This window comes from Nocardia violaceofusca NBRC 14427, assembly GCF_963869435.1.
Taxonomy (GTDB): domain Bacteria; phylum Actinomycetota; class Actinomycetes; order Mycobacteriales; family Mycobacteriaceae; genus Nocardia; species Nocardia aobensis.
Genome location: NZ_CAWMPM010000025.1, coordinates 164,478 through 184,469, shown reverse-complemented (window position 1 = coordinate 184,469; position 19,992 = coordinate 164,478). Strand labels below are relative to the sequence as shown.

Annotated in this window: 18 protein-coding genes; 7 read left to right on the top strand and 11 right to left on the bottom strand. The window is 69.2% G+C overall.

The genetic code is table 11. From position 1 onward, the window contains the following. Positions 1-25 precede the first annotated feature (25 nt). The 3 genes from AC5592_RS21470 to AC5592_RS21460 all read right to left on the bottom strand — a co-directional run bounded on the left by AC5592_RS21470 (position 26) and on the right by AC5592_RS21460 (position 4,264). Complete coding sequence (locus tag AC5592_RS21470; protein ID WP_051024924.1) at positions 26-2,176, bottom strand: bifunctional phosphatase PAP2/O-acyltransferase family protein; 2,151 nt, start codon at positions 2,174-2,176, stop codon at positions 26-28. 31 nt (positions 2,177-2,207) lie between these two features. Next, a complete protein-coding gene (locus tag AC5592_RS21465) occupies positions 2,208-3,125 on the bottom strand; it encodes a DMT family transporter (RefSeq protein WP_051024922.1) in 918 nt (305 codons plus the stop codon). A 98-nt stretch (positions 3,126-3,223) separates the two neighbouring features. Next, positions 3,224-4,264: a glycine betaine ABC transporter substrate-binding protein gene (locus AC5592_RS21460; protein ID WP_063065232.1), complete on the bottom strand. Its 1,041-nt coding sequence runs from the start codon at positions 4,262-4,264 to the stop codon at positions 3,224-3,226. Between the two features lie 184 nt (positions 4,265-4,448). On the opposite strand from AC5592_RS21460, the gene AC5592_RS21455 reads away from it, so the two are divergent. The 3 genes from AC5592_RS21455 (at position 4,449) to AC5592_RS21445 (ending at position 7,095) form a co-directional block, all read left to right on the top strand. After that, on the top strand, positions 4,449-5,123 hold the full coding sequence (locus AC5592_RS21455) for a response regulator transcription factor (RefSeq protein ID WP_036504754.1): 675 nt from the start codon (positions 4,449-4,451) through the stop codon (positions 5,121-5,123). Next, positions 5,120-6,658 (top strand): sensor histidine kinase, encoded by a 1,539-nt coding sequence (locus AC5592_RS21450; RefSeq protein WP_063065231.1) that lies wholly within the window; start codon positions 5,120-5,122, stop codon positions 6,656-6,658. Before AC5592_RS21455 ends, AC5592_RS21450 begins: the two co-directional genes overlap by 4 nt. A gap of 107 nt (positions 6,659-6,765) precedes the next feature. After that, entirely contained in the window at positions 6,766-7,095 is a 330-nt protein-coding gene (locus tag AC5592_RS21445) for a heme-binding protein (RefSeq protein WP_036504715.1), read from the top strand. 81 nt (positions 7,096-7,176) lie between these two features. On the opposite strand, the gene AC5592_RS21440 is transcribed toward AC5592_RS21445, so the two are convergent. The 4 genes from AC5592_RS21440 to AC5592_RS21425 form a co-directional block, all read right to left on the bottom strand. Next, positions 7,177-8,397, bottom strand: coding sequence for an NAD(P)-dependent malic enzyme (locus AC5592_RS21440; RefSeq protein ID WP_371507378.1), 1,221 nt, complete (start codon positions 8,395-8,397; stop codon positions 7,177-7,179). 548 nt (positions 8,398-8,945) lie between these two features. Next, complete coding sequence (locus AC5592_RS21435; protein WP_371507377.1) at positions 8,946-10,541, bottom strand: FAD-binding protein; 1,596 nt, start codon at positions 10,539-10,541, stop codon at positions 8,946-8,948. A 51-nt stretch (positions 10,542-10,592) separates the two neighbouring features. Continuing rightward, positions 10,593-10,829: a hypothetical protein gene (locus AC5592_RS21430; protein WP_233429784.1), complete on the bottom strand. Its 237-nt coding sequence runs from the start codon at positions 10,827-10,829 to the stop codon at positions 10,593-10,595. 26 nt (positions 10,830-10,855) lie between these two features. Then, positions 10,856-11,710 carry a PHP domain-containing protein gene (locus tag AC5592_RS21425; protein ID WP_036504746.1) on the bottom strand — a complete coding sequence of 285 codons (855 nt, stop codon included), beginning with the start codon at positions 11,708-11,710 and terminating at the stop codon, positions 10,856-10,858. Between the two features lie 32 nt (positions 11,711-11,742). Between AC5592_RS21425 and AC5592_RS21420 the strand changes: the two genes are divergently transcribed. Continuing rightward, the gene (locus AC5592_RS21420) at positions 11,743-12,825 is read left to right on the top strand and encodes a magnesium and cobalt transport protein CorA (RefSeq protein WP_036504713.1); all 1,083 of its coding nucleotides are present in this window, start codon (positions 11,743-11,745) and stop codon (positions 12,823-12,825) included. Between the two features lie 3 nt (positions 12,826-12,828). Here AC5592_RS21420 and AC5592_RS21415 read toward each other — a convergent pair whose 3' ends face one another. The 4 genes from AC5592_RS21415 to AC5592_RS21400 all read right to left on the bottom strand — a co-directional run bounded on the left by AC5592_RS21415 (position 12,829) and on the right by AC5592_RS21400 (position 16,273). Continuing rightward, positions 12,829-13,428 carry a suppressor of fused domain protein gene (locus AC5592_RS21415; RefSeq protein WP_084506978.1) on the bottom strand — a complete coding sequence of 200 codons (600 nt, stop codon included), beginning with the start codon at positions 13,426-13,428 and terminating at the stop codon, positions 12,829-12,831. Positions 13,429-13,450: 22 nt separating this feature from the next. Next, positions 13,451-13,942 (bottom strand): YflT domain-containing protein, encoded by a 492-nt coding sequence (locus AC5592_RS21410; RefSeq protein WP_039780463.1) that lies wholly within the window; start codon positions 13,940-13,942, stop codon positions 13,451-13,453. A gap of 169 nt (positions 13,943-14,111) precedes the next feature. Then, positions 14,112-15,206 (bottom strand): fused (3R)-hydroxyacyl-ACP dehydratase subunits HadA/HadB, encoded by a 1,095-nt coding sequence (locus AC5592_RS21405; protein WP_371507375.1) that lies wholly within the window; start codon positions 15,204-15,206, stop codon positions 14,112-14,114. Positions 15,207-15,325: 119 nt separating this feature from the next. Beyond that, on the bottom strand, positions 15,326-16,273 hold the full coding sequence (locus AC5592_RS21400; protein ID WP_063065258.1) for an HpcH/HpaI aldolase/citrate lyase family protein: 948 nt from the start codon (positions 16,271-16,273) through the stop codon (positions 15,326-15,328). Positions 16,274-16,323: 50 nt separating this feature from the next. On the opposite strand from AC5592_RS21400, the gene AC5592_RS21395 reads away from it, so the two are divergent. From AC5592_RS21395 to AC5592_RS21385, 3 genes are all read left to right on the top strand, one after another. Next, a complete protein-coding gene (locus AC5592_RS21395) occupies positions 16,324-17,676 on the top strand; it encodes a magnesium transporter MgtE N-terminal domain-containing protein (RefSeq protein ID WP_083871196.1) in 1,353 nt (450 codons plus the stop codon). Next, a complete protein-coding gene (locus AC5592_RS21390) occupies positions 17,673-18,281 on the top strand; it encodes a DUF1003 domain-containing protein (protein WP_036504773.1) in 609 nt (202 codons plus the stop codon). Before AC5592_RS21395 ends, AC5592_RS21390 begins: the two co-directional genes overlap by 4 nt. 163 nt (positions 18,282-18,444) lie before the next feature. Next, entirely contained in the window at positions 18,445-19,890 is a 1,446-nt protein-coding gene (locus AC5592_RS21385) for a lytic transglycosylase domain-containing protein (RefSeq protein WP_232329480.1), read from the top strand. The last annotated feature ends 102 nt before the right edge of the window (positions 19,891-19,992 follow it).

Genomic DNA, 19,992 nt, shown 5'->3' with positions numbered 1-19,992 from the left:
GCTCGGTGATCAACTCGCTCGAAGACTACTCGCCGGAACCGGGCCACGGACGCTTATCGGACACGAACGTGGTGTCGGCGAGTTCGGCCAGGACATCGGGCAACTCGGCGGCGACCGCCGGCGCGTCGAGCAGCGCCGGATCCACCGAGAGCCCGATCCCCAACGCGCCGTTCCAGCTCAGCACCCCGGCGACCAGCGGAACTCCCGGGGCCGACGGCAGGATCGGAAACACCCGGGTGATCGGCATATTCGCGAAGGTCATCGCCAGTTCGGGACCGGCCATGTTGGAGACGATGGCGTGGAAGAACCGTCCGCCGTACACCGACCGCGCGAAGGCCCCGACGGCCGGTTCCGGAAACAGCCTGAGCACTCGATCCATCACGAAATGCGAGGCGAGCGCGCGGGTTCCGGAATGCAGCCGGTCGCTGCGGGTGCGGATCTCGGCAAGACGCTGCGCCGGGGTCGCCGCCGTCAGCGGAATGTCGATCATCACGGCGGCGGTCGAATTGCCCTCCGCCCCCGACGTCGGGTCGCGCACCATCAACGGCACCGCCACCCGGATCTGCCCGCCCAAGCGCTCCCCCAGATCGGGGCGAAGACGCTGCAGCGCCGTGACGGTGACGCTCAGCAGTACGTCGGTCACCCGGACGCGATGCGAACGAGCCACGGCCCGAACGGTTTCCAGGTCCAGCGAACAGACGGTGAATACGCGTCGCACACAGTCGTCGGGCAGCGTTCCCTTCGGCTGGGCATCGGCGGCCAACTGCGCCAGACCGGCCGCGGTACCGGCGACGGTGGTCCCCCAGCTCGGCGGCTTTCGCTCGGCCACCGGCAGATCGATGGTCGGGCGCAGCAGGCGCAGAGCCTGCACCACCGTGCCGATACCGTCGGCGACCACGTGATGCAGCAGCAGGACCACGCCGATCGCGCCCGCCTCCGGGTCGCGCACCAGGACGAGTCGCCACAACGGCCGATCCTTGGGCAGCACCTCGGCGGCGAGATCCGTGACCACCCGGCTGATTCCGTCCACCCGACGCGCCACCACGCCCGGTGCCATGGTCGCTTCGGCCGACACCGCACCACGTGATTCCACCGCGGACTCCCCGTTGCCGGCTGCCGGGCCGACGGCGACACTGGTGGTGAGGACTGTGCTGAAGGCCGCCCCGGACCCCGCCGCTCGGCCATCCGGTTCGCCGAGGGCGTCCGGATCGGTGCCGGGAATCGTGCGCTCGGTGACGTGCCAGTCCCAGTCGACCGGACTGTCCACCCAGCGTGCCCGGCGCCACCGTCCCGGCTGGTCCAGACGCTGCCGGAAGCGCGGCAGATGTGCCAGCTCGCCCTGGACCAGTTTCCGGACCGCGGCGAGATCGGTCCCGCCGTCGACCCGCGGCCGGAACACGACCATGCCGCCCACCTGCTGCGGAATGCCGGTCTTCTCGATGTGCAGGAAGAACGCGTCGGCGGGCGGCACCACCGGTGGTCGCGCGTACCAGCGGTCGACCAGCTGAATACTCACCGCGACGAAGGCCACCGCGATCACCGCGTCGAGGACGAAGTGGTTGGCGGTCGCGACGATCACATAGGTGGTCAGCCCGACGTGCAGCGCGCTGAGCACCTGCACGATCCACCCGCCGGAGACCCGGGCCAGCACCACACTCACCCACAGCGCCCAGCCGACGTGCAGCGAGGGGACCGCCGCGAGCTGATTCGCCCCCGACACCAGTGACGAACCCCAGGAGCCCCAGGTATGGCCGGCGACGACGGTGTCGGTGAAGCCCAGTTCGGGCAGTAGTCGCGGCGGGGTGACCGGGAAGAGCGCGAAGCACGCGATGGCCAGGATGTTCAGCAGCAGGAACGAGTCGCGGGCGCGGGCGTATTCGGCGCGGCGGCGAAAATACAGCCAGAACAGCAGCGCGAACGCGCTGACGATGTAGGTGAAGGCGTATTCGTAGTTGGCCAGTGTCGCGAGCAGCGCCTGTGACTCCAGCCAGCGGTTGAGCGGGCGCTCGAAGTCGATCGCGAGCCACTGTTCGAGATCGAAGATGCGGTGGGCGTTGCGGTCGGCCAGTTCGCGGCGGGCCGGGGTGTGCAGGGCATCGACCGCCAGGTACAGCCCGAATACCGCGAGCCCGGCCACACAGTCCCGCCACAGCACCTGACGCGACGGATTGCCCACACAACCGTCATAACACAGGCGTCGCAAGCTTTTACGACATCAAGCTGGGCGATTCGTCGGTTATCTCCTCGTTACCGGCATAGAAGGCGCGGGCCAGCGGCGAATGCGCGAGTCCGCCGATCCCGGCCGCGATCAGCGCCCCGGCGATCGCGACTCCGGCCAGTGCCCCGGGGGTGTGCGGCAGCTCGACCTTGAACGCCAGCACGCCGACCACGTAGCTGACGATCGGATTCGTCACGCTCATGGCCGCGATCGCCCAGGGCAGCGGCCCGGCGGCGAAGGCGGTCTGTTCCAGCACCAGCCCGCTGAGCGTGGAGACGGCGAGCAGATAGCCGGGCCAGTCGGTGGCGGTGGCGGGGATGCCGCGATAGACCAGATCCTCGGTGGTCAACTTCATGAAGACGGCGCTCATCGCGAAACAGACGCCGGCGGCCACCGCCACGAGGTTCGCGGCCACCCAGATCGGGCAGCGGATGCTGATCAGGGCCAGCAGTGCCACCAGACCCGCGGCGGAGAAGGTGGCCAGCAGCACCCGGCCGCGATCCGGATCTCCCGCCAGCGGCGCCACACCGCCGACGCCGAACAGCACGCCCAGGCCGGCGCAGACCAGCAGCGCGAACCAGATGTCGCGGCCACGCGGGCGACGCCGGCGTCCGAACGCCTCGAGCGGGACCGCGAACAGCAGCTGAGTCGACATCAGCGGCTGCACGGCGGCCACCGAGCCCAGATGCAGCGCGACCGCCTGGGTGAAGAAACCCGCGAGATTGGTGATCCAGCCGCGCAGCCAGGTGCCACTGCGCAGCAGGCGCTGCATGAGTGTGGTCATACCGAAGACCCGGGCCGCCCGGGGTTGTTCGGCGACCACGGTGCGCGCCGCGCGCTGTTGCAGATAACCGGCCGCGGCGAACAAGAATGCGGCCAGCACTCCCAACGCGATGACCAGGACCATGCGGACCCCCGCTCAGGTGATCTATTCGCACTGTACGCCCGAATCCGTACCGAACCTGATCATGGTCGATGGGCGGAAACGGCGGACGAACGGGGTGCTCAGAGGGCGTGTTCGTCGAGCCAGATCCGGGCGAGGCCGGCCGCCGAGGCGTGTTCGTCACGGACGCGACGGACCATGGTCGCGAGGTCGGCCGTGGTGAGTTCCCCGGCTACGTAGTTGAGTTTCTTGATCTGCCGCTGGTCCAACGCACCCTGACGCAGCAGCGGGACGATGTTCTGAGCGCGGAAGGCGTACGCCGGATCGGTGACGACGGCCGGATCGGTGCCGACGGCCGTGTCACCGGGGCCGCCCGGCAGTAGTGCGACGGCCGAGGTGAACACGCCCGCGTCGACGGCTCCGTCGCGCAATGCCTTTCGCAGTTCGGCGTCACCGGGAAATTCGACGTGGTGGGTGATATCGCAGCCGTAGACCGTGCGCAGGGGCGTCAGCACATCGCGCTGCGGGTCCGGCGGCGTCCGCAGCGGGTCGAGTTCGCGCCCGCCGGCGATGCCCACGGTCAGTTCACCGCAATGCTTGGCGAGGTCGGCCGCATTCGCCGGATAGCGCGCGGCCGCGGCGGCACCGAGTGCGAGTTGCGGCCGCAGATCGGTGGCGTCGGCGAGATCGGACACCGCCAGACCCTCCGGAACCGCCCGGCTCAGATCGTCGGCGACCGAGCCGATATAGCGCGCCTCGAACGGCATCGGCGTCCCCGCGGTCATGTCGATCGGCGGGCCGGGCTCGTGGTGCTCTGCGACGCTCGCCGCTGTCGCCCGATCCGGCGCGGTCGCCGACGACGAGGAGTCGAAGGCGGTCAGGAGATCACCACTGGTATCGCCGACCAGCGTGATCGTGCCCGCGTCCAGCGCCGCCAGATAGTCCGCACGCTGTCCGAGATGCTTTTTCACCGTCGTCCGCGTGCCGGTGCGCGCGAGCGCTTGGGCATAGATTTCGGCGACGACCTCCGACTGCGCCGAATCACCGGCGCCGACGACGATCGTCGACTCGCTGTCATCGTTGGCACATGCCACCGCCAGCGTGGCGGCGGTGACGGCGACCAGCACCCGGGCCGTCACTCGCACCGATCCGGCCAATCCCATCCGGCGACACCCACTCCCGATAGTCAGCGACAACCACTTCCGGCGGCCGAGGATCGCCCCGGCACAGGAATCGTAGGTGGATCGCATCCGGGCATCCGATCCACACCCGCCCTGCGACGACCATGGCCAACCGCAGCGGCGGTTATTCAGCGAGATCTCAGCCTGTGCGACGAATAATGTGCGAGTGCAGCCGGGACGCATTCTCCTGATCGAAGACGCCGACGCCATTCGCACGGCGGTCGCGGCGGCCGTGCACGCCGCCGGACACGAGGTCCTCGCCCGCGAGCACGGCGATCGGCTGGAGTCCGATCTGGAACGGTTTCGTCCCGATGTCGTCGTCCTCGACGTGATGCTGCCGGGTCGCGACGGTTTCGGCCTGCTCGAGGTGGTGCGCGCCCGCAGCGGCGCCGGTGTGGTGATGCTGACCGCGCGCGACGGTGTGGAGGACCGGGTGCGCGGACTGCGTTCCGGATCCGACGACTACGTGGTGAAACCGTTCGACCTGGCCGAACTGATGGCACGGATCGAGGCGCTGCTGCGACGGATGGGACGTATGCACAGCCGCATCACCATCGCCGATCTGGTGCTGGAAACCGATTCCGGCGTGGTGCTGCGCGGCAGCGAACCGATCAGCCTCACCGCCACCGAATTCAAACTCCTCGCCTACCTCGCCGCCCACCGCGACCGAGTCGTCACGAAAACCCAAATCCTCACCGCGGTCTGGGGTTACGAGGACTACGACCCGAATCTGGTCGAGGTCTACGTCAGCGCGGTACGCCGCAAACTGGAGGAACACGGCCCACGCCTGCTGCACACGGTGCGCGGCATGGGCTACGCGTTACGGGCGAATCCGCGATGAGCGGCGACACGGACCGGACCGCGCCGCCTGCACTGCCGACGATTTCGCTGCGGCGCCGGGTAACCCTCACCGCCGCGGTCATTTCCGGGCTCGCCCTGATCGTGGTGGCGCTGGCTGTGCACGGTCTGTTCGGGATCGTGGTGGCGCGCAGCGCGAATACGGTACTCACCGACCGGGTCCAGCTGGCCCGGCAACTCGCGCAGCAGAACACCCCGCCCGCGGAGTTGATCGCCCGCGTCGACAATCGCTCGGTACGAGCCCGGCTGGTCCTGGCAGACGGCAGTGTCTACGGCAGCCTCTCGCCCCGGCACGCCGGAGACGGCGGCCCCCGGACCAGAACCGTCACCCTCGGCGGTGGCGGCGCGGTGGACCGCGCCCGGCTCACGCTGCAGGTCGACACCCCACTGTTGACCGCGCTGCGGTCACGACTCGGCCTCGTCCTGATCGGGGTGACCGCCACCGCCATCGTCGCGATCACGGCCGCGCTGTGGGTGGGATTGCGCCACGCGCTGGCGCCCCTGGATTCGATGACCCGGCTGGCCCGCGAGATCGCGCGCGGTGGCCGCGGCCGCCGCCTCTCCCCCACCCGCACGGATACCGAATTGGGCCGCACGGCAAGCGCTTTCGACGAGATGCTGGACGCCCTGGAGGGCGCCGAAGCCCGCGCCCGGGCCTCCGAACAGCAGATGCGCGCCTTCGTCGGCGATGCCGCGCACGAACTGCGCACGCCCATCGCCGGAATCAAGGCCATGGCCGAAGCGGTCCTGCATCAACCCGCCGACACCGGACCCGAAGATCGCGAGCGCATGTATCTGCTGCTGGTCCGCGAAGCCCAGCGCGCCGGGCGCCTGGTCGAGGATCTGCTCGACATGGCCCGCATCGACGCCGGGCTCACCCTGTATCGGCAAACGGTCGACCTGTACGACCTCGCGCACGCCCAGGTCGATCGCATGCGAATCCTGCACCCCGACATCGACTTCCGGCTCACCGGCCACACCGCGCTCGTCGTCGCCGATCCCGAACGCGTGGGCCAGATCCTGGTGAACCTGCTCGCCAATGCCTGTCAGGCCACTCCTCCCGGCGGCGCGGTCTCCCTCACCGTGGGAGCGATCGGCGACACCGCCGGCTCGATGCCCACCGAGCCGATGCCGATCCCGGCGACACCCGCCGACCAGGCGGGTCCCGCCCCCGGCACGGGCACCACCTCATCGGACGTGGCCACCCCGAACGCCCTACCGGGCGCCGGAACCGGCGAAGTCCGGGCCGAGATCCGCGTCGCCGACACCGGTCCCGGTGTACCCGCCGCCCAGCGTGAACACATCTTCGGCCGCCTGGTCCGGCTGGATACGAGTCGGGACCGCCGCCGCGACGGGGCCGGGATGGGGCTGGCCATCGCCCGCGGTATCGCTCGCGCCCACGGCGGCGACCTGCGCTGCGTGGAGCCTCCACCGGGGACCTCGGGGGCGGTGTTCGTGTTGACGCTGCCCGCCCGGGACGCCGGTCCCTGGTCCCCGGAAAGCCCGTCCCCCGCCTGAAGATCGGCTGAAGATCACCTATGCCCACTCGGTGTTTTCAGGGTCCTTTCAGATTCGGCGCGCAGATTCGGATCCGACATCATCCCGTCACGAATGGAGTTACCGGTATGAAGCGCACTGTCGCCGCCCTGCTGGCCGGCACCGCCGGAATCGCCGCCCTGGCCGTCGCCGTGCCCGGCGTCGCCTCGGCCGACGCCCCGCAGTGCAGCCCGCAGGCTCGCGCCCAGGTTCAGGCCCAGACCGCTCCGCAGGTCGCCGCATTCCTGGCGAGCCACCCGGATCTGGCCGCCGAACTGGCCAAGGTGAAGGGGCTGCCGAAGGAGCAGCGCAAGGCCGAGATGCAGGCCTACCGCCAGGGCCACCAGCAGGAGCTGAAGGATTTCCGCGGGGTGCGGCAGCCGCTGATCGACTACCGCAAGTCCTGCCACAAGAAGTAGCGGCCGCGCATCGGCATCCGAATACGGCGAGGGCGCCCCGGGAGTTCCCGGGGCGCCCTCGCTGTGTGTTCGAATCCGGTGTTACGCAACACCTTCCGCGCGCGCGGCGGCGGCCACGGCCTCGGCGACCGCCGGCGCGACCCGAGGGTCGAGCGGGCTGGGGATGATCTTGTCGACCGAGAGCTCGTCGGCCACGACACCGAAGATGGCGTTGGCGGCCGCGACCTTCATACCCTCGGTGATCCGGCGCGCACCGGCATCCAGCGCACCCTTGAACACGCCCGGGAAGGCGAGCACGTTGTTGATCTGGTTCGGGAAGTCGCTGCGGCCGGTCGCCACGATGGCGGCGTAGCGGTGCGCGACCTCCGGGTGGATCTCCGGGTCCGGGTTCGACATGGCGAACACGATCGACTCCGGCGCCATCGAGGCGATCAATTCCTCGGCGATGGTCCCGGCCGACAGGCCCAGGAACACATCCGCACCGGCCAGCGCCTCGGCCGCACCGCCGGTGATGCCACGCGGGTTGGTGCGCGCGGCCAGGTCGGCCTTCACCTCGTTGAGGTCCGCGCGGTCCCGGCTGACGATGCCCTTCGAGTCGAGCACGACCACATCCGACACGCCCGCGGCCAGCAGGATGTTCGAGCAGGCCACACCCGCGGCGCCGGCGCCGGAGACGACCACCTTCAGGTCGGCGATATCGCGGCCGTGCACCTTGGCGGCACCGTTGAGCGCGGCCAGCACCACGATGGCGGTGCCGTGCTGGTCGTCGTGCATGACCGGGCAGTCCAGCGCCTCGACGACGCGCTTCTCGATCTCGAAGCAGCGCGGGGCGGAGATGTCCTCCAGGTTCACCGCACCGAAGCTCGGCCGCAGGCGCACCAGGGTCTCCACGATCTCGTCGACATCCTTGGTGTCGAGCACGATCGGAATCGAGTCCAGTCCGGCGAACTTCTTGAACAGCGCGGCCTTGCCTTCCATGACCGGCAGCGACGCCCGCGGGCCGATATCACCCAGGCCGAGCACCGCGGTGCCGTCGCTCACCACGACCACCAGCCGGTCGGTCCACGTGTAGCGCTTGGCCAGCGCCTCGTCCTTGTGGATGGCGCGACTCACCTGCGCGACGCCCGGCGTGTACGCGATGGACAGATCCCGCTGGGTCTCCAGCGGTGAGGACAATTCCACCGAAAGCTTGCCACCGAGATGGCCGGCGAAAATTTCCTCGTGCGTGATAGCGGACAGATCGGTCGTATCGGTTTCACGGCTCGCTGTAGTGGCATTCGGTGCGTCAGTCACAGATGACACGATTTCACTCCTGCTCGGTCCGGGCTGAACCGGCTCACGGTTACCGCCGGGTTTTCGTATAAAAGGTCTTCGGAATTCGAACGATGTGCGCCGACCGGGCGTTCACGCGGTCGCGCAAAACCGTTCGGTGATTACATCGCATCGCGTGTTTGCGATCTGGGCTTCTTTGCGATCTGGCCGCGCACGATCCGTCGAGCGAGAACCGGACGGGTAGTCCGGGCAAGGCTATGGGGTGATCCGCGGATCGGAGCCGTGCGTCACGAACCGAAGGTCACCAACCGTCCCGGACCGGGCGGTGGCGTCGGCCGGGAATCCGCAACATTCTGCCAGTAGGAACAGGGAGTTGCAAAATCGCTCCTCGACCGGGACGCGATCCGCTCGGATGCGGGGCCGGCCCGAGGCCGGGTGTCTACTGCCATCTTCCGAGGGTAGGGCCGCCGAATTACCTGCGCGTAAGGGGAAACTCGCCCGTGCTGGGAAGCAGCGGTGAACAGTCCCACCGAAACCCGGAACGCCGGTGTGAGCTCATGGCGCGCCCACCCGGCACGTCATGCCGGGCGCACCCAGATCTCGTTCACGCCGCCGGTGAGCAGGCGGCGCCGCCAGTCGCGGGCCGGGCCGGGATGATCGGTGCGCCGATGCAGGCCCCGGGTTTCGGTGCGGGCCAGGGCGCTGTATTTCGTCCAGCGGGCCACCGCCAGCAGCGCCGCGGCCTGCCGGGCCAGAACCTGGTCGGCGCCGGTGCCGCCGAGTCCGTATTCGGTGACCGGCCACATCGCGTCGAGTTCGGCGATGCTGTCGCGCAAGCTGCCCGCACTGCGCCAGTAGCTGCGCCGCAGCGGCAGCGTATGTTCCTGCACCAGCCCGATCACCGCACGAGGATCGATGTCGGTGCGCGCATCGGCCCCGAGGTGCAGATTCAGCCCGGCCCCCGGAACCGGCCGTGCGTCCCCGATCCGGCCGCGACGGCGCGCGAACCGCGCCGCGCCCGATCCGGCCCACATCCCGGACGAGATCGCCCACCCGCCTCCGTGCCCGTCGAAGCCGCCGACGGCGCCGGTGATCGGTTCCCGCGAGGCCACGTCGCCTGCGGCATACAGCCCGGGAACCGTTGTGGCGCAATCGAATCCGATCAGCCGCACCCCGCCCGAACCACGCACGGTACCTTGCAGGACCGGACGCAACCGCACCCGGCCGGACCGAGGATCGATCGACGTCCCGACGGAACCGGCACCGGTCGCGGACACCGCCGTGGTTCCCGCGGGCGCCGCCGACGCCGGGCCGTACCGGACCGCGGGCGCCGGCGGGATGTCGGCGTAGACCGCCTGTCCCTGAGCGAGCGCGGCGAGGGCCGCGGACCGGGCGGTGAAGTCGTCACCGTCGATGCGAGCCCCCGATTCGTCGTACAGGTTCGCGAACCGGGGCTCGCGCAGATCGCTCATCGTGGCGAGTCCGTACGCGCCGGAGAACTCCATCCCCGACAGTTCGGTGCCCGCCTCCACCGCCATCAGCAGACCCTCACCGGTGTCGACATCGGTTCCGGCGCCGCCGGCCAGGAATGCGCAGCCACCCGTCGCGAGCACCACCGCACCCGCGCGGATCGTCCAGCCGCGGTAGTGGTCGTCGCCGGCCGGCCCACCGGCCCCGCACACCACACCGTCGCCGTCGACCAGCAGATACAGCGCCGGATGGTGGTCGACGACCTGCACACCCAACCGGAACAGGGTGCGCCGCAGCGCCGCCAGATACCGCCGGCCATCGAGATGGACGCGCGTCGCGAGCCCGTCTCCGGTCTGCCGGTATCCCCAGCGCAGCAGATGGGCGATGCGGTGATGCGTTTCGCCGAGCACCCGGTCCATCCACTCGGGGTCACCGAGGTCGCCGCCGTGCGACAGACTGCGCACCAGTGCCCGCTCCCGATCCGGCCCCGGCGGGATATCCCACAGTGCGACAACACCTTTCGACGTCGGGCCGCATTCCCCGGAACGGCCCTTGTCGACGAGGATCACCCGCGCTCCGGCCGTCGCCGCCGTCAACGCCGCCCAGGCGCCCGCCGGACCGCCGCCCACCACCAGTACATCGGCGGACGCCTCCGCCGCGATCTCGGATTCCGCGCGAATAGTGGACCGGCTACGCACGCTCACAAAGGAAAATATTCGGCCACAATTCATCCGGCCGCAACTGTTACGCGAAGGCTAATTCCACCATTGCGTAACCAATAGGTAACCCGCCGCCACAAAGACGACCAGCGATCCGAAAAACGCCGGAATTCCCCGACGTCGGTCGGAAAAAATTTGCGCGCCGAGTGCCAGCACCGCCATTCCGATATGCCAGCCGACACTGCTCGCACCCGGGCCGGGAAATCCGCGCCGCACCCCGAGGACCGCCGCGCCGACGACGACCGCCGCCAGCACCACCAGTCCGGCGGCCACGGTTCCGCTGAGCGCCCGCACCACTCTCACGAGGCGATCACCGCGACGCCGCTCGCCTTCTCCGCCAGACGCTCGAATTGCTCTGCGTCCGTGGTGCATTCGCCCAGACCCACCGGCTTGTCGGCGCCGTGATAGTCCGAGGATCCGGTACCGATGAGGTCCAGCTCGCGCGCCAGCTCGCGCAGCACCGCCCGGTCGGCGGGATTGTGATCGGGGTGATCGATCTCGAGTCCGCCCAGCCCGTGCCCGGCCAGATCGCGGATGTCGTCGATCGCCAGTAGCCGCCCGCGGGTGCGGGCACGCGCGTGCGCGACCACGGTCACGCCACCGGCCGCCGCGACCATCTCCACCGCCTGCCGCAACGGGGTGTCGGCCTTCTCGACGTAGTAGCGGCCGCGCGGCGCGAGCAGATCGTCGAAGGCCGCGCCGACCGTCGGGACCACACCGGCCTCGACCAGCGCTCGCGCCAGATGGGGTCGTCCCGCCGCCGGGCCCGCGGCCGCGAGGACCGCGTCCGGATCGATCGGCAGGCCGTCGGCCACCATGAGATCGGCCATCGCGCGCACCCGCGACACCCGTTCGGTGCGCAACCGTTCGCGTTCGGCGGCGAAGGCGGCATCGGCCGGGTCGAACAGGTAGGCCAGCAGATGCACCGGCACCGGCCAGCCGTCCTCCCCCATGCCGACGCAGGACATCTCCATTCCGCGCACCAACCGCAGCCCCGCCGGCAGCGCGGCGACCGCCTCGTCCCATCCGGAGGTGGTGTCGTGATCGGTGATCGCCACCACGTCCAGCCCCGCGGCGGCGGCCGCACGCATCAGCTCGCCGGGAGTGTCGGTGCCGTCGGATGCGGTCGAATGGGTGTGGAGGTCGATGCGCACGCGTTCCATCTTGCCCAACTAGCATCCGGGACGTGCCCTCGATACCGCCGTTTCCCCCGTTCCGTGGCTCCGGGAGGTCGCGGCGCGGGCCGCAGCTGCCCCGGATCCCGGTTCCCACCGCCCGCGCGATCGTCGACTGCGGCGTCTACGTCGACGGCCACCGGCAGTCCGGGCATGTGACCCCGGCGGACGCGCTGGCGCAGGTACGTGAGCGCGGCGACGGCTTCGTCTGGGTGGGTATGCACGCTCCGGACGCGGATCAGATGGCCGAGGTCGCCGAGATTTTCGGCCTGCACGAACTCGCGGTCGAAGATGCCGTGCACGCGCATCAGCGCCCCAAACTGGAACGCTACGACGACACGCTGTTCCTGGTGCTGCGCACGGTGAAATATCTCGAGCACGACCCCAATTCGGTCAGCGAGATCGTTCAGACCGGCGAGATCATGATCTTCGTGGGCGCGAATTTCGTGGTCACCGTCCGTCACGGCGAACACACCGCGCTGAAGGTGGTCCGCGAGGAGATGGAGAAGCATCCCGAACGCCTGGCGCTGGGGCCCGGGGCGGTCCTGCACGCCGTCGCCGACCACGTGGTGGATACGTATCTGCTGGTGACCCAGTCGGTCGAAGACGATGTGGAGGGGATGGAAGAAGAGGTCTTCACCCCGCGCAGCCGGCTCACCATCGAGGCCATCTATCAGCTCAAGCGCGAGGTGGTGGAATTGCGCCGGGCGGTCAACCCGCTGGCGCTGCCGCTACAGGTGCTCAGCCGCAGTTCGGAGCTGCCGATGCCGAAGGAGATCCGCCGCTATCTGCGTGACGTCGCCGACCACCACACCGCGGTCGCCGAACGGATCAGCGATTTCGACGAGGCGCTCAGCGCGCTGATCAACGCGGCGCTGGCGAAGGTCAGCGTCCAGCAGAACACCGATATGCGCAAGATCTCGGCCTGGGCCGCGATGGCCGCGGTGCCCACCATGATCGCCGGGATCTACGGCATGAATTTCACCCATATGCCGGAGCTGTCGTGGACCTACGGCTACGGGATGGTGTGGGTGGTGATCCTGGTCATCTGCGGTGCGCTGTTCGTCGCGCTGCGGCGCAACAAGTGGCTGTGAGGACTACAGATTCGCCGCGGCCCGGTGCGGATCCCGGATGTCGATCCCCGCTTCGGTCCACGCGTCCCGCAGCGCCGCGGCCCCGCGCACTCGCACCCACGCCGCCTCGGTGGCGGTGATCGGCGCGACCGACAGGAATCGCACCGGATCGGCGGGCTCCGGCAGGGGGACCTCATCGATATCCGCCTCGCCCAGCAGCACCGCGGTGAAGGGAGCGTTGTGCCACAGCGGCTCTCCCAGGTCGAGCAGCGCATCCGGTTGCAGCACAACGCCTTCCACCGACGGAGCGGCGCTCAGCACACCGAGTCCGCGCGGCAGCCCCGCCTGGGCACCGGCGCCGCCGCGCAGCGTCAGCACCAATTCGGCGCGCGGGCCGCGCACGGGATCGGCCAGGGCCGCCGCGGAATCGGTCATCGGATGCCGGGAGCCACCGAGGGTGACGTAGTGCACGAACTCGCCGTCGGGGATACGCAGGATGTCGATCGGTTCCAGGCCGAGGAAGGTCACCGACGCGGAGTCGAAGCGCGTGTCGTCGAATCCCGGCCCCGTCCGGGGAATGCCGAAATGCGTCAGTACCGCGGACCGCACCTGATCGAGTTCCATAGCCCTAGAGCGTGCCAGAGCCCTACAGCGCCAGGCGCGCCAGCATATCCCGCGCCTGCTCGGCGACCTTCGGATCGCACAGCACGTCGTAGCGTCCGGCGACCAACTGCATGGTGGAGGCGAAGTCGCGGGTGCCGCGGGTGGCGGCGTACGGGATCACCGCCGAGATGAGCCCGAAGATGACGCCGCCGACCAGGCCGACCACCAGCGGCCCGATCACGCCACCGGTGGTGAACAGGCTCAGCAGCAACCCCAGGAACAGGCCCAGCCAGGCGCCCGAAACCATGCCGCCGCCAATGACTTTGCCCCAGGTGAGCCGGCCCAGCACGCGTTCGACCTGCATCAGATCGACACCCACGATGGTCATGTTCTCCACCGGGAACTGGTTGTCGGCCAGATAGTCGACCGCCCGCTGTGCCTCGGCGTAGGTCGGATAGGAGGCGACCGGCCACCCCGACGGCGGCGTCGGCAAGCCGGGCCGATTGCGATTCGGACTACCCAACGGATTGGTCATAACTCCACGATCCTAGGTCGATATCGCCGCTGTGGCTGGATGCGGCGACCCGGCGGCCGCCCCGCGTGTCCGATTTTACCGCCGAAGAGCAGCAAATCGGACATCACACTGCCAGGATCACAGCAGGTGGGCAGCACTCGTCGTCTCGACCGAGCCGAGCGACCCCGCGTCACGCCAAGCGGACCTCGGCGGTCGCCAGTCCGAATATCTTGCGGCCCGCCGACTTCGCGACGACCACCACGACGGCGGTGCGCGTGCGCGGATCGAGGGATTTGATCCGGCCGGTGAATTCGACGACGCCGGCGGACCGGGCATCCACGATCGTGTAGTTCGACAACCGCACCGCGTACCTGATCAGCGCTCCGGGGTCGCCGAGCCATCCGGTGACGAAGCCCGCACCGAGCCCCATGGTGAGCATGCCGTGCGCGATGACGTCGGGCAGGCCCGCGAGCGTGGCGACGCCGTCGTGCCAGTGGATGGGGTTGGCGTCACCCGAGACGCCCGCGTAGTTCACCAGATCGCCGCGTGTGATTCGCGCGGTGCGAGACGGGAGTTCGTCGCCGACGGCGACGTCGTCGAACCGGACAGCGGTGTGCGGCACTCGTGTTCGCGACACCTCCGAGAAGCGGTGGTCGCGGTGCGGGGCGACGGCGGCGTCCAGCAACTCCGCCTCGGACAGCCCCGGCGCGGCCGACGGCGCACCGACGCCGTGCATGATCACCCGTTCGATCGCGCCCGCGATACCCGAGTCGATGTCCTCCCCGGTGACACCGACCGCGGTCGTGTGCATCACATGGACGACCTCGTCGAACTGATCGGTGAAGGTGTTGGTGACGGTGATCAGATCCTTCCCGGCGATGGTGCGCACCGCGCTGACCTCGACATCGCTCACCAGGCGGTCGCCGGAGACCACCGGCCGATGGAACTCGAAGACCTGATCGGTCTGCACGTACACGTCGTAGCCGGTGATGACGCGTTCGAACAACCGGCGATTGGCCAGCATCGCGGGAATCGACAGGAAGGTGGGCGGCGCGACCACGGCGCCGTAGCCGTACTCCGCCGCGTCGGCCTCCCGCCAGTGCACCGCGCCGTAATCCTGCACGGCGCGGGCGTACTCGCGGATCTTCTCCCGCCCGACCTCGTAATAGTCCTCGGCACGGTAGGCATATCCCACCAGCGACCGCGTGTATGCCGACGCATCCGCGCTCGCCTCGCCTGTGGTCGCCTGGTCCACGGTTGCCTGGTCCACGGTTGCCTCGGACAAGCCACACTCCTCAACGCTCGGCTGCGCAGAGCCTAAGCGCGCCGGAGCCGGCGCTCACCGGATTCGCCCGCCGTTCAAGAGGTTTCACGAGTAACGCGGCGGTCGATTGTGAGTTGTCGTTACGCCTGCGGCGGTACGAAACTCGTGGTGCGCGTCATGGGGGCGGCCCGCCCCTTCTCCGCGACGACCTGGGCCATCTTCGCGCTGGCCTCGTCGATCATCTCGTCGCCGAGCATCACCGCGCCGCGGGCTCCGCCGGCGGTCGAGGTGTGGTAGGCGTAGGCGTCCAGGATCTCCTCGGCGCGGTCGTAGTCGGCCTGGCGAGGGCTGAAGATCTCGTTGCACGCCTCGACCTGCGTGGGGTGCAGCACCCATTTGCCGTCGAATCCGAGGGCCGCGGTGCGGGATGCGGCGCGGCGGAAGCCGTCGAGGTCGCGGATCTGCAGATAGGGACCGTCGATGGCCTGCAGGCCGTGCGCCCGGGCGGCGAGCAGGATGGTCATCAGAATGTGGTGGTAGGCGTCGCCGGGTTCGTAGCCCTCGGGCTGTTCCCCGACCACCAGGGTGCGCATATTGATACTGGCCATGAAGTCGGCGGGGCCGAAGACCAGGGTCTGCACGCGCGGACTGGCGGTGGCGATCTCGTCGATATTGCGCAGCCCCTGCGCGTTCTCGATCTGCGGTTCGATGCCGATGCGCCCGACCTCGAGGCCGTTGGCCTTCTCCAGCTGGGTCAGCAGCAGATCGAGCGCGCGCACCTGGGCGCCGTCGAGGACCTTCGGCAGCAGAATCGCGTCCAGATCCCGACCGGCGCCCTCGACCACCGAGATGACGTCGGCGTAGGTCCACTCCGTCGTCCAGTCGTTGACCCGCACGACCTTGATCTGCTTGCCCCAGCCGGGCGAGTTCAGCGCGGCGACGATATTGGCGCGTGCGGCGGCCTTGGCGGGCGGGGCGACCGCGTCCTCGAGGTCGAGAAAGATCTCGTCGGCGGGCAAACCCTTGGCCTTGTCGATCATCCGAAGATTACTGCCGGGTACGGCGAGCACCGAACGACGCGTTGACATGGGCGGCTCCTGAATCGTCTCGCGGGGCTGCACCACATAGCCTTGCACTTATGGCAGCAACGAAAGTTTTCGCCGCCAGGCTGGCGGGCCTGGTGGTACTGGGTCCGGACGGCGAGTCTATCGGCCGTCTGCGGGACGTGGTGATCTCCATCCGCTACGACCGCCAGCAACCCCGGGTGCTGGGACTATTGGTCGAATTACCCACGCGCAAACGTATTTTCGTCCCGATGCTCCGGGTCAACGCGATCGAGCCGAACTCGGTCAACCTCAACACCGGCACCGTGAGCCTGCGCCGCTTCGAACAGCGGCCCGGCGAAATGCTGGCGTTGGCGCAGGTACTCGACTCCAAGGTGCGCGTGGTCGATCCCGAACTCCCCGACCTCGAAGGGGTGGACGTCTTCGTCGTCGACCTGGGCATCGAACAGAGCCGCACCCGCGACTGGGTGCTCTCGCGGGTGGCGGTGCGCGGGCATCGGCGCCTGGGCCGGCGCCGCGAGGTGCACGTGGTCGAGTGGTCGGATGTGCGCGGGCTGACCCAGCACGAATTGAACCTGCCCGGTCAGGACGTCACCCAGTTGCTCGGCCAGTTCGAGGGCCTGCGCCCGGCCGATGTGGCGCATCTGCTGCGCGAACTGCCCGAGAAGCGCCGGATCGAATTGGCCCGGGCCCTCGATGACGAACGTCTCGCCGACGTGGTGCAGGAACTTCCGGAGAACGACCAGGTCGACGTGCTGCAGAATCTGGGCGTCGAACGCGCGGCCGATCTGCTCGAGGCGATGGACCCCGACGACGCCGCCGACCTGCTCGGCGAACTGCCGACGGGTGAGGCCGAGGCGCTGCTGGCACTGATGGATCCCGAGGAATCCGAGCCGGTGCGGCGCCTGCTCGAATATTCGCCCTACACCGCGGGCGGCATGATGACGCCCCGCCCGGTAGTGCTCACCCCCGCGGCGACCGTCGCGGAAGCGCTGGCCCGCATCCGCGATCCCGATCTGACACCGGCGCTGGCCTCGATGGTGTTCGTCGTGCGCCCGCCGACGGCCACGCCGACCGGGCGCTACCTGGGCTGCGTGCACACTCAGGCGCTGCTACGGGAGCCGCCCGCGACGCTGGTGGGCGGCCTGGTCGACAGCGATCTGACCCAGTTGCATCCCGATGCCGCGCTCACCGCGGTCACCCGCTATTTCGCGACCTACAACCTGGTCTGCGGGCCGGTGGTGGACGAGGAGAATCACCTACTCGGCGCGGTGAGCGTCGACGACGTGCTGGATCATCTGCTGCCCGAGGACTGGCGCGAACAGGATGAGGACGCCTCCGAGCCGGCGAGCACCATTCATTCGATCGCGGCGGCGGGCCGCGCGGCGGAGGCAGGGCAAGCGGCGGCCGGAAAGGCGAAAGCATGAGTGAGCGCAGCGAACGCGCTGCCCGTCCGGACAAGCCGATCGCGCGACAGCGCCTGGAGACCCCGGTCGAATCGCGGTTCCGGTTCGAGATCGACGCCGAAGCGGTGGCGCGGGGCAGTGAGACGGTGGCCCGGTTCCTGGGAACCGGCCGATATCTGCTGTTGCAGTCCGTCGTGGTCGTGGTCTGGATCGGGCTCAATGTCTTCGCGGTGAGCCTGCAGTGGGATCCGTATCCGTTCATCCTGCTGAACCTGGCTTTCTCCACGCAGGCCGCCTATGCCGCACCCCTGATCCTGCTGGCCCAGAACCGGCAGGACAACCGCGACAAGGTATCTCTCGAGGAGGATCGCCGCCGCGCGGCACAGACCAAGGCCGACACCGAATTCCTGGCCCGCGAGCTGGCGGCGCTGCGGATCGCGGTGGGCGAGGTCGCCACTCGCGACTATCTGCGCCGCGAACTCGAAGACATCAAAGACGCTCTGGCGCGGCTCCAACTACACGCGCCGCTGGACGACGAAGATGCTGTCGAGACCGCGAAGTCCAAGAAAAGTACCGATAGGAAGAGGGGTCGAGTACCGATTTCGCCTCAAATAGATGGCGGCTGACCGCAATTATCGATAGCAACGTGCTGACTGGCAGGTAACCTGGATCACGTTGTCCGTGGCGGCCCCGCGCGTACCAGGTCGCTCAACGACTACGAGGGGATTGGTTGTGCCGATGCGAATATCTGGACCGATTACCGTATCGGCGCTGGTGGTTGCGGGTTTGATGGCTACGGGTTCGGCGGCGCACACGACCGCGCGGACCAGTGCGCCGAAGACGACCGAGGCGCGCCTGGCGGCAGCGAGCTCCCCCACCGACGCCGGCAACTCCGACGCCGAGGCGGTGGGGCTGGTACCCGCCGCCCCCGAACCTCCTCGCAAACTCAGAGCTATGACGGCGCCCGCGGATGGGGCGCCGTTGTTCGGCGGTACCGTTCCGCTGCAGGACATCGCGTTGCCGGGCGGTAGCGGAGCCTTCGGTATTCCGGAGATCGTGCTCGCCGCATATCGCAATGCCGAACTGACACTGCAGTCCTCGGAGCCGAACTGCGGGCTGAGCTGGAGCCTGCTCGCCGGGATCGGGCGCATCGAGTCCAATCACGCCGGGCACGGCCGCACCGACGCCGCGGGCACGACCATCGGCACCATCTACGGACCGTCGCTGGACGGCACACTGCCGGGTAACGAGGTCATCAAGGCCGCAGACGGCAATTTCGTGCGGGCGGTCGGCCCGATGCAATTCCTGCCCGGCACCTGGTCGCTGTACGCGTCCGACGGTAACGGCGACGGTGTCGCGGACCCGAACAACGTCTTCGACGCGTCGCTGGCCGCCGGCAAGTACCTGTGCTCGGGTGGGCTGAATCTGCGTGACCCGCAGCAGGAACTGCGCGCGGTCCTGCGCTACAACAACTCGACGGCCTATGCGGCCAACGTGCTGAGCTGGGCCAACGCCTACAAGACCGGTGGCGCCCCGACCCAGGTGCAGATCTCGCCCGATCTGATTCCGCCGGGCACGATGCAGGCCCCGCCCGCGGGTCCGGACATCCTCGCCGCGAACGGCAGCATCCCGACCACCACCGAGCCGCCGTCGCAGGCCACCACCACTGTGCCCACGCCGCAGCAGCCGACGCAGGTGATGATCAATATCCCCGGCCTGCCGCCGATTCCGTGCGGCATCTTCTGCCCGCCGCCGAAGCCGAATCCGTGCGATCCGGCCGCGGTGCCGGCTCCGATGCCGCAACCCGGGCAACCCGCCCGACCGGCCGCACCCGCCCAGACCCAGCGCTGGGCGGCGGGTGACCCGGTGCGTCCGGTCGATCCGCAGGCCGCCGAGGGCAAGCCCGCCGATCCGAACGCGCCCGCGAATCCGAATGCGGCCCCGGCCGATCCGAACGCACCGAAGCCGGCCGCCCCGGCGTGCACGCAGCCGCAGGGACAGCCGGCGCCCGGCACCCAGCCCGGCGCACCCGCACAGCCGAACGGCGCACCGGCGCCGGCCGCACCCGAGCAGCAGTCGCAAACGCCGTCCAAGACACCGGAACCCGGCCCGGAGGCGGCCGCGCCCGCACCCGCCGCGCCGCCCAGCCCGACACAGCAGCCGGGGATCACGCTGCCGTTCGGAATCGTCGTCCCGCTGCCGGTCCTGCCGGGTCCGCCGGCGCCGCCGCAGTAGTCGCCCGACACCCTCGTTCGACCCGAAACCCCGCTGAGGCGGGGGTTTCGGCGTAAACGGGACAGGCGGTCACGAAGCAGTAACGAAAAGGTCTCGGATGCG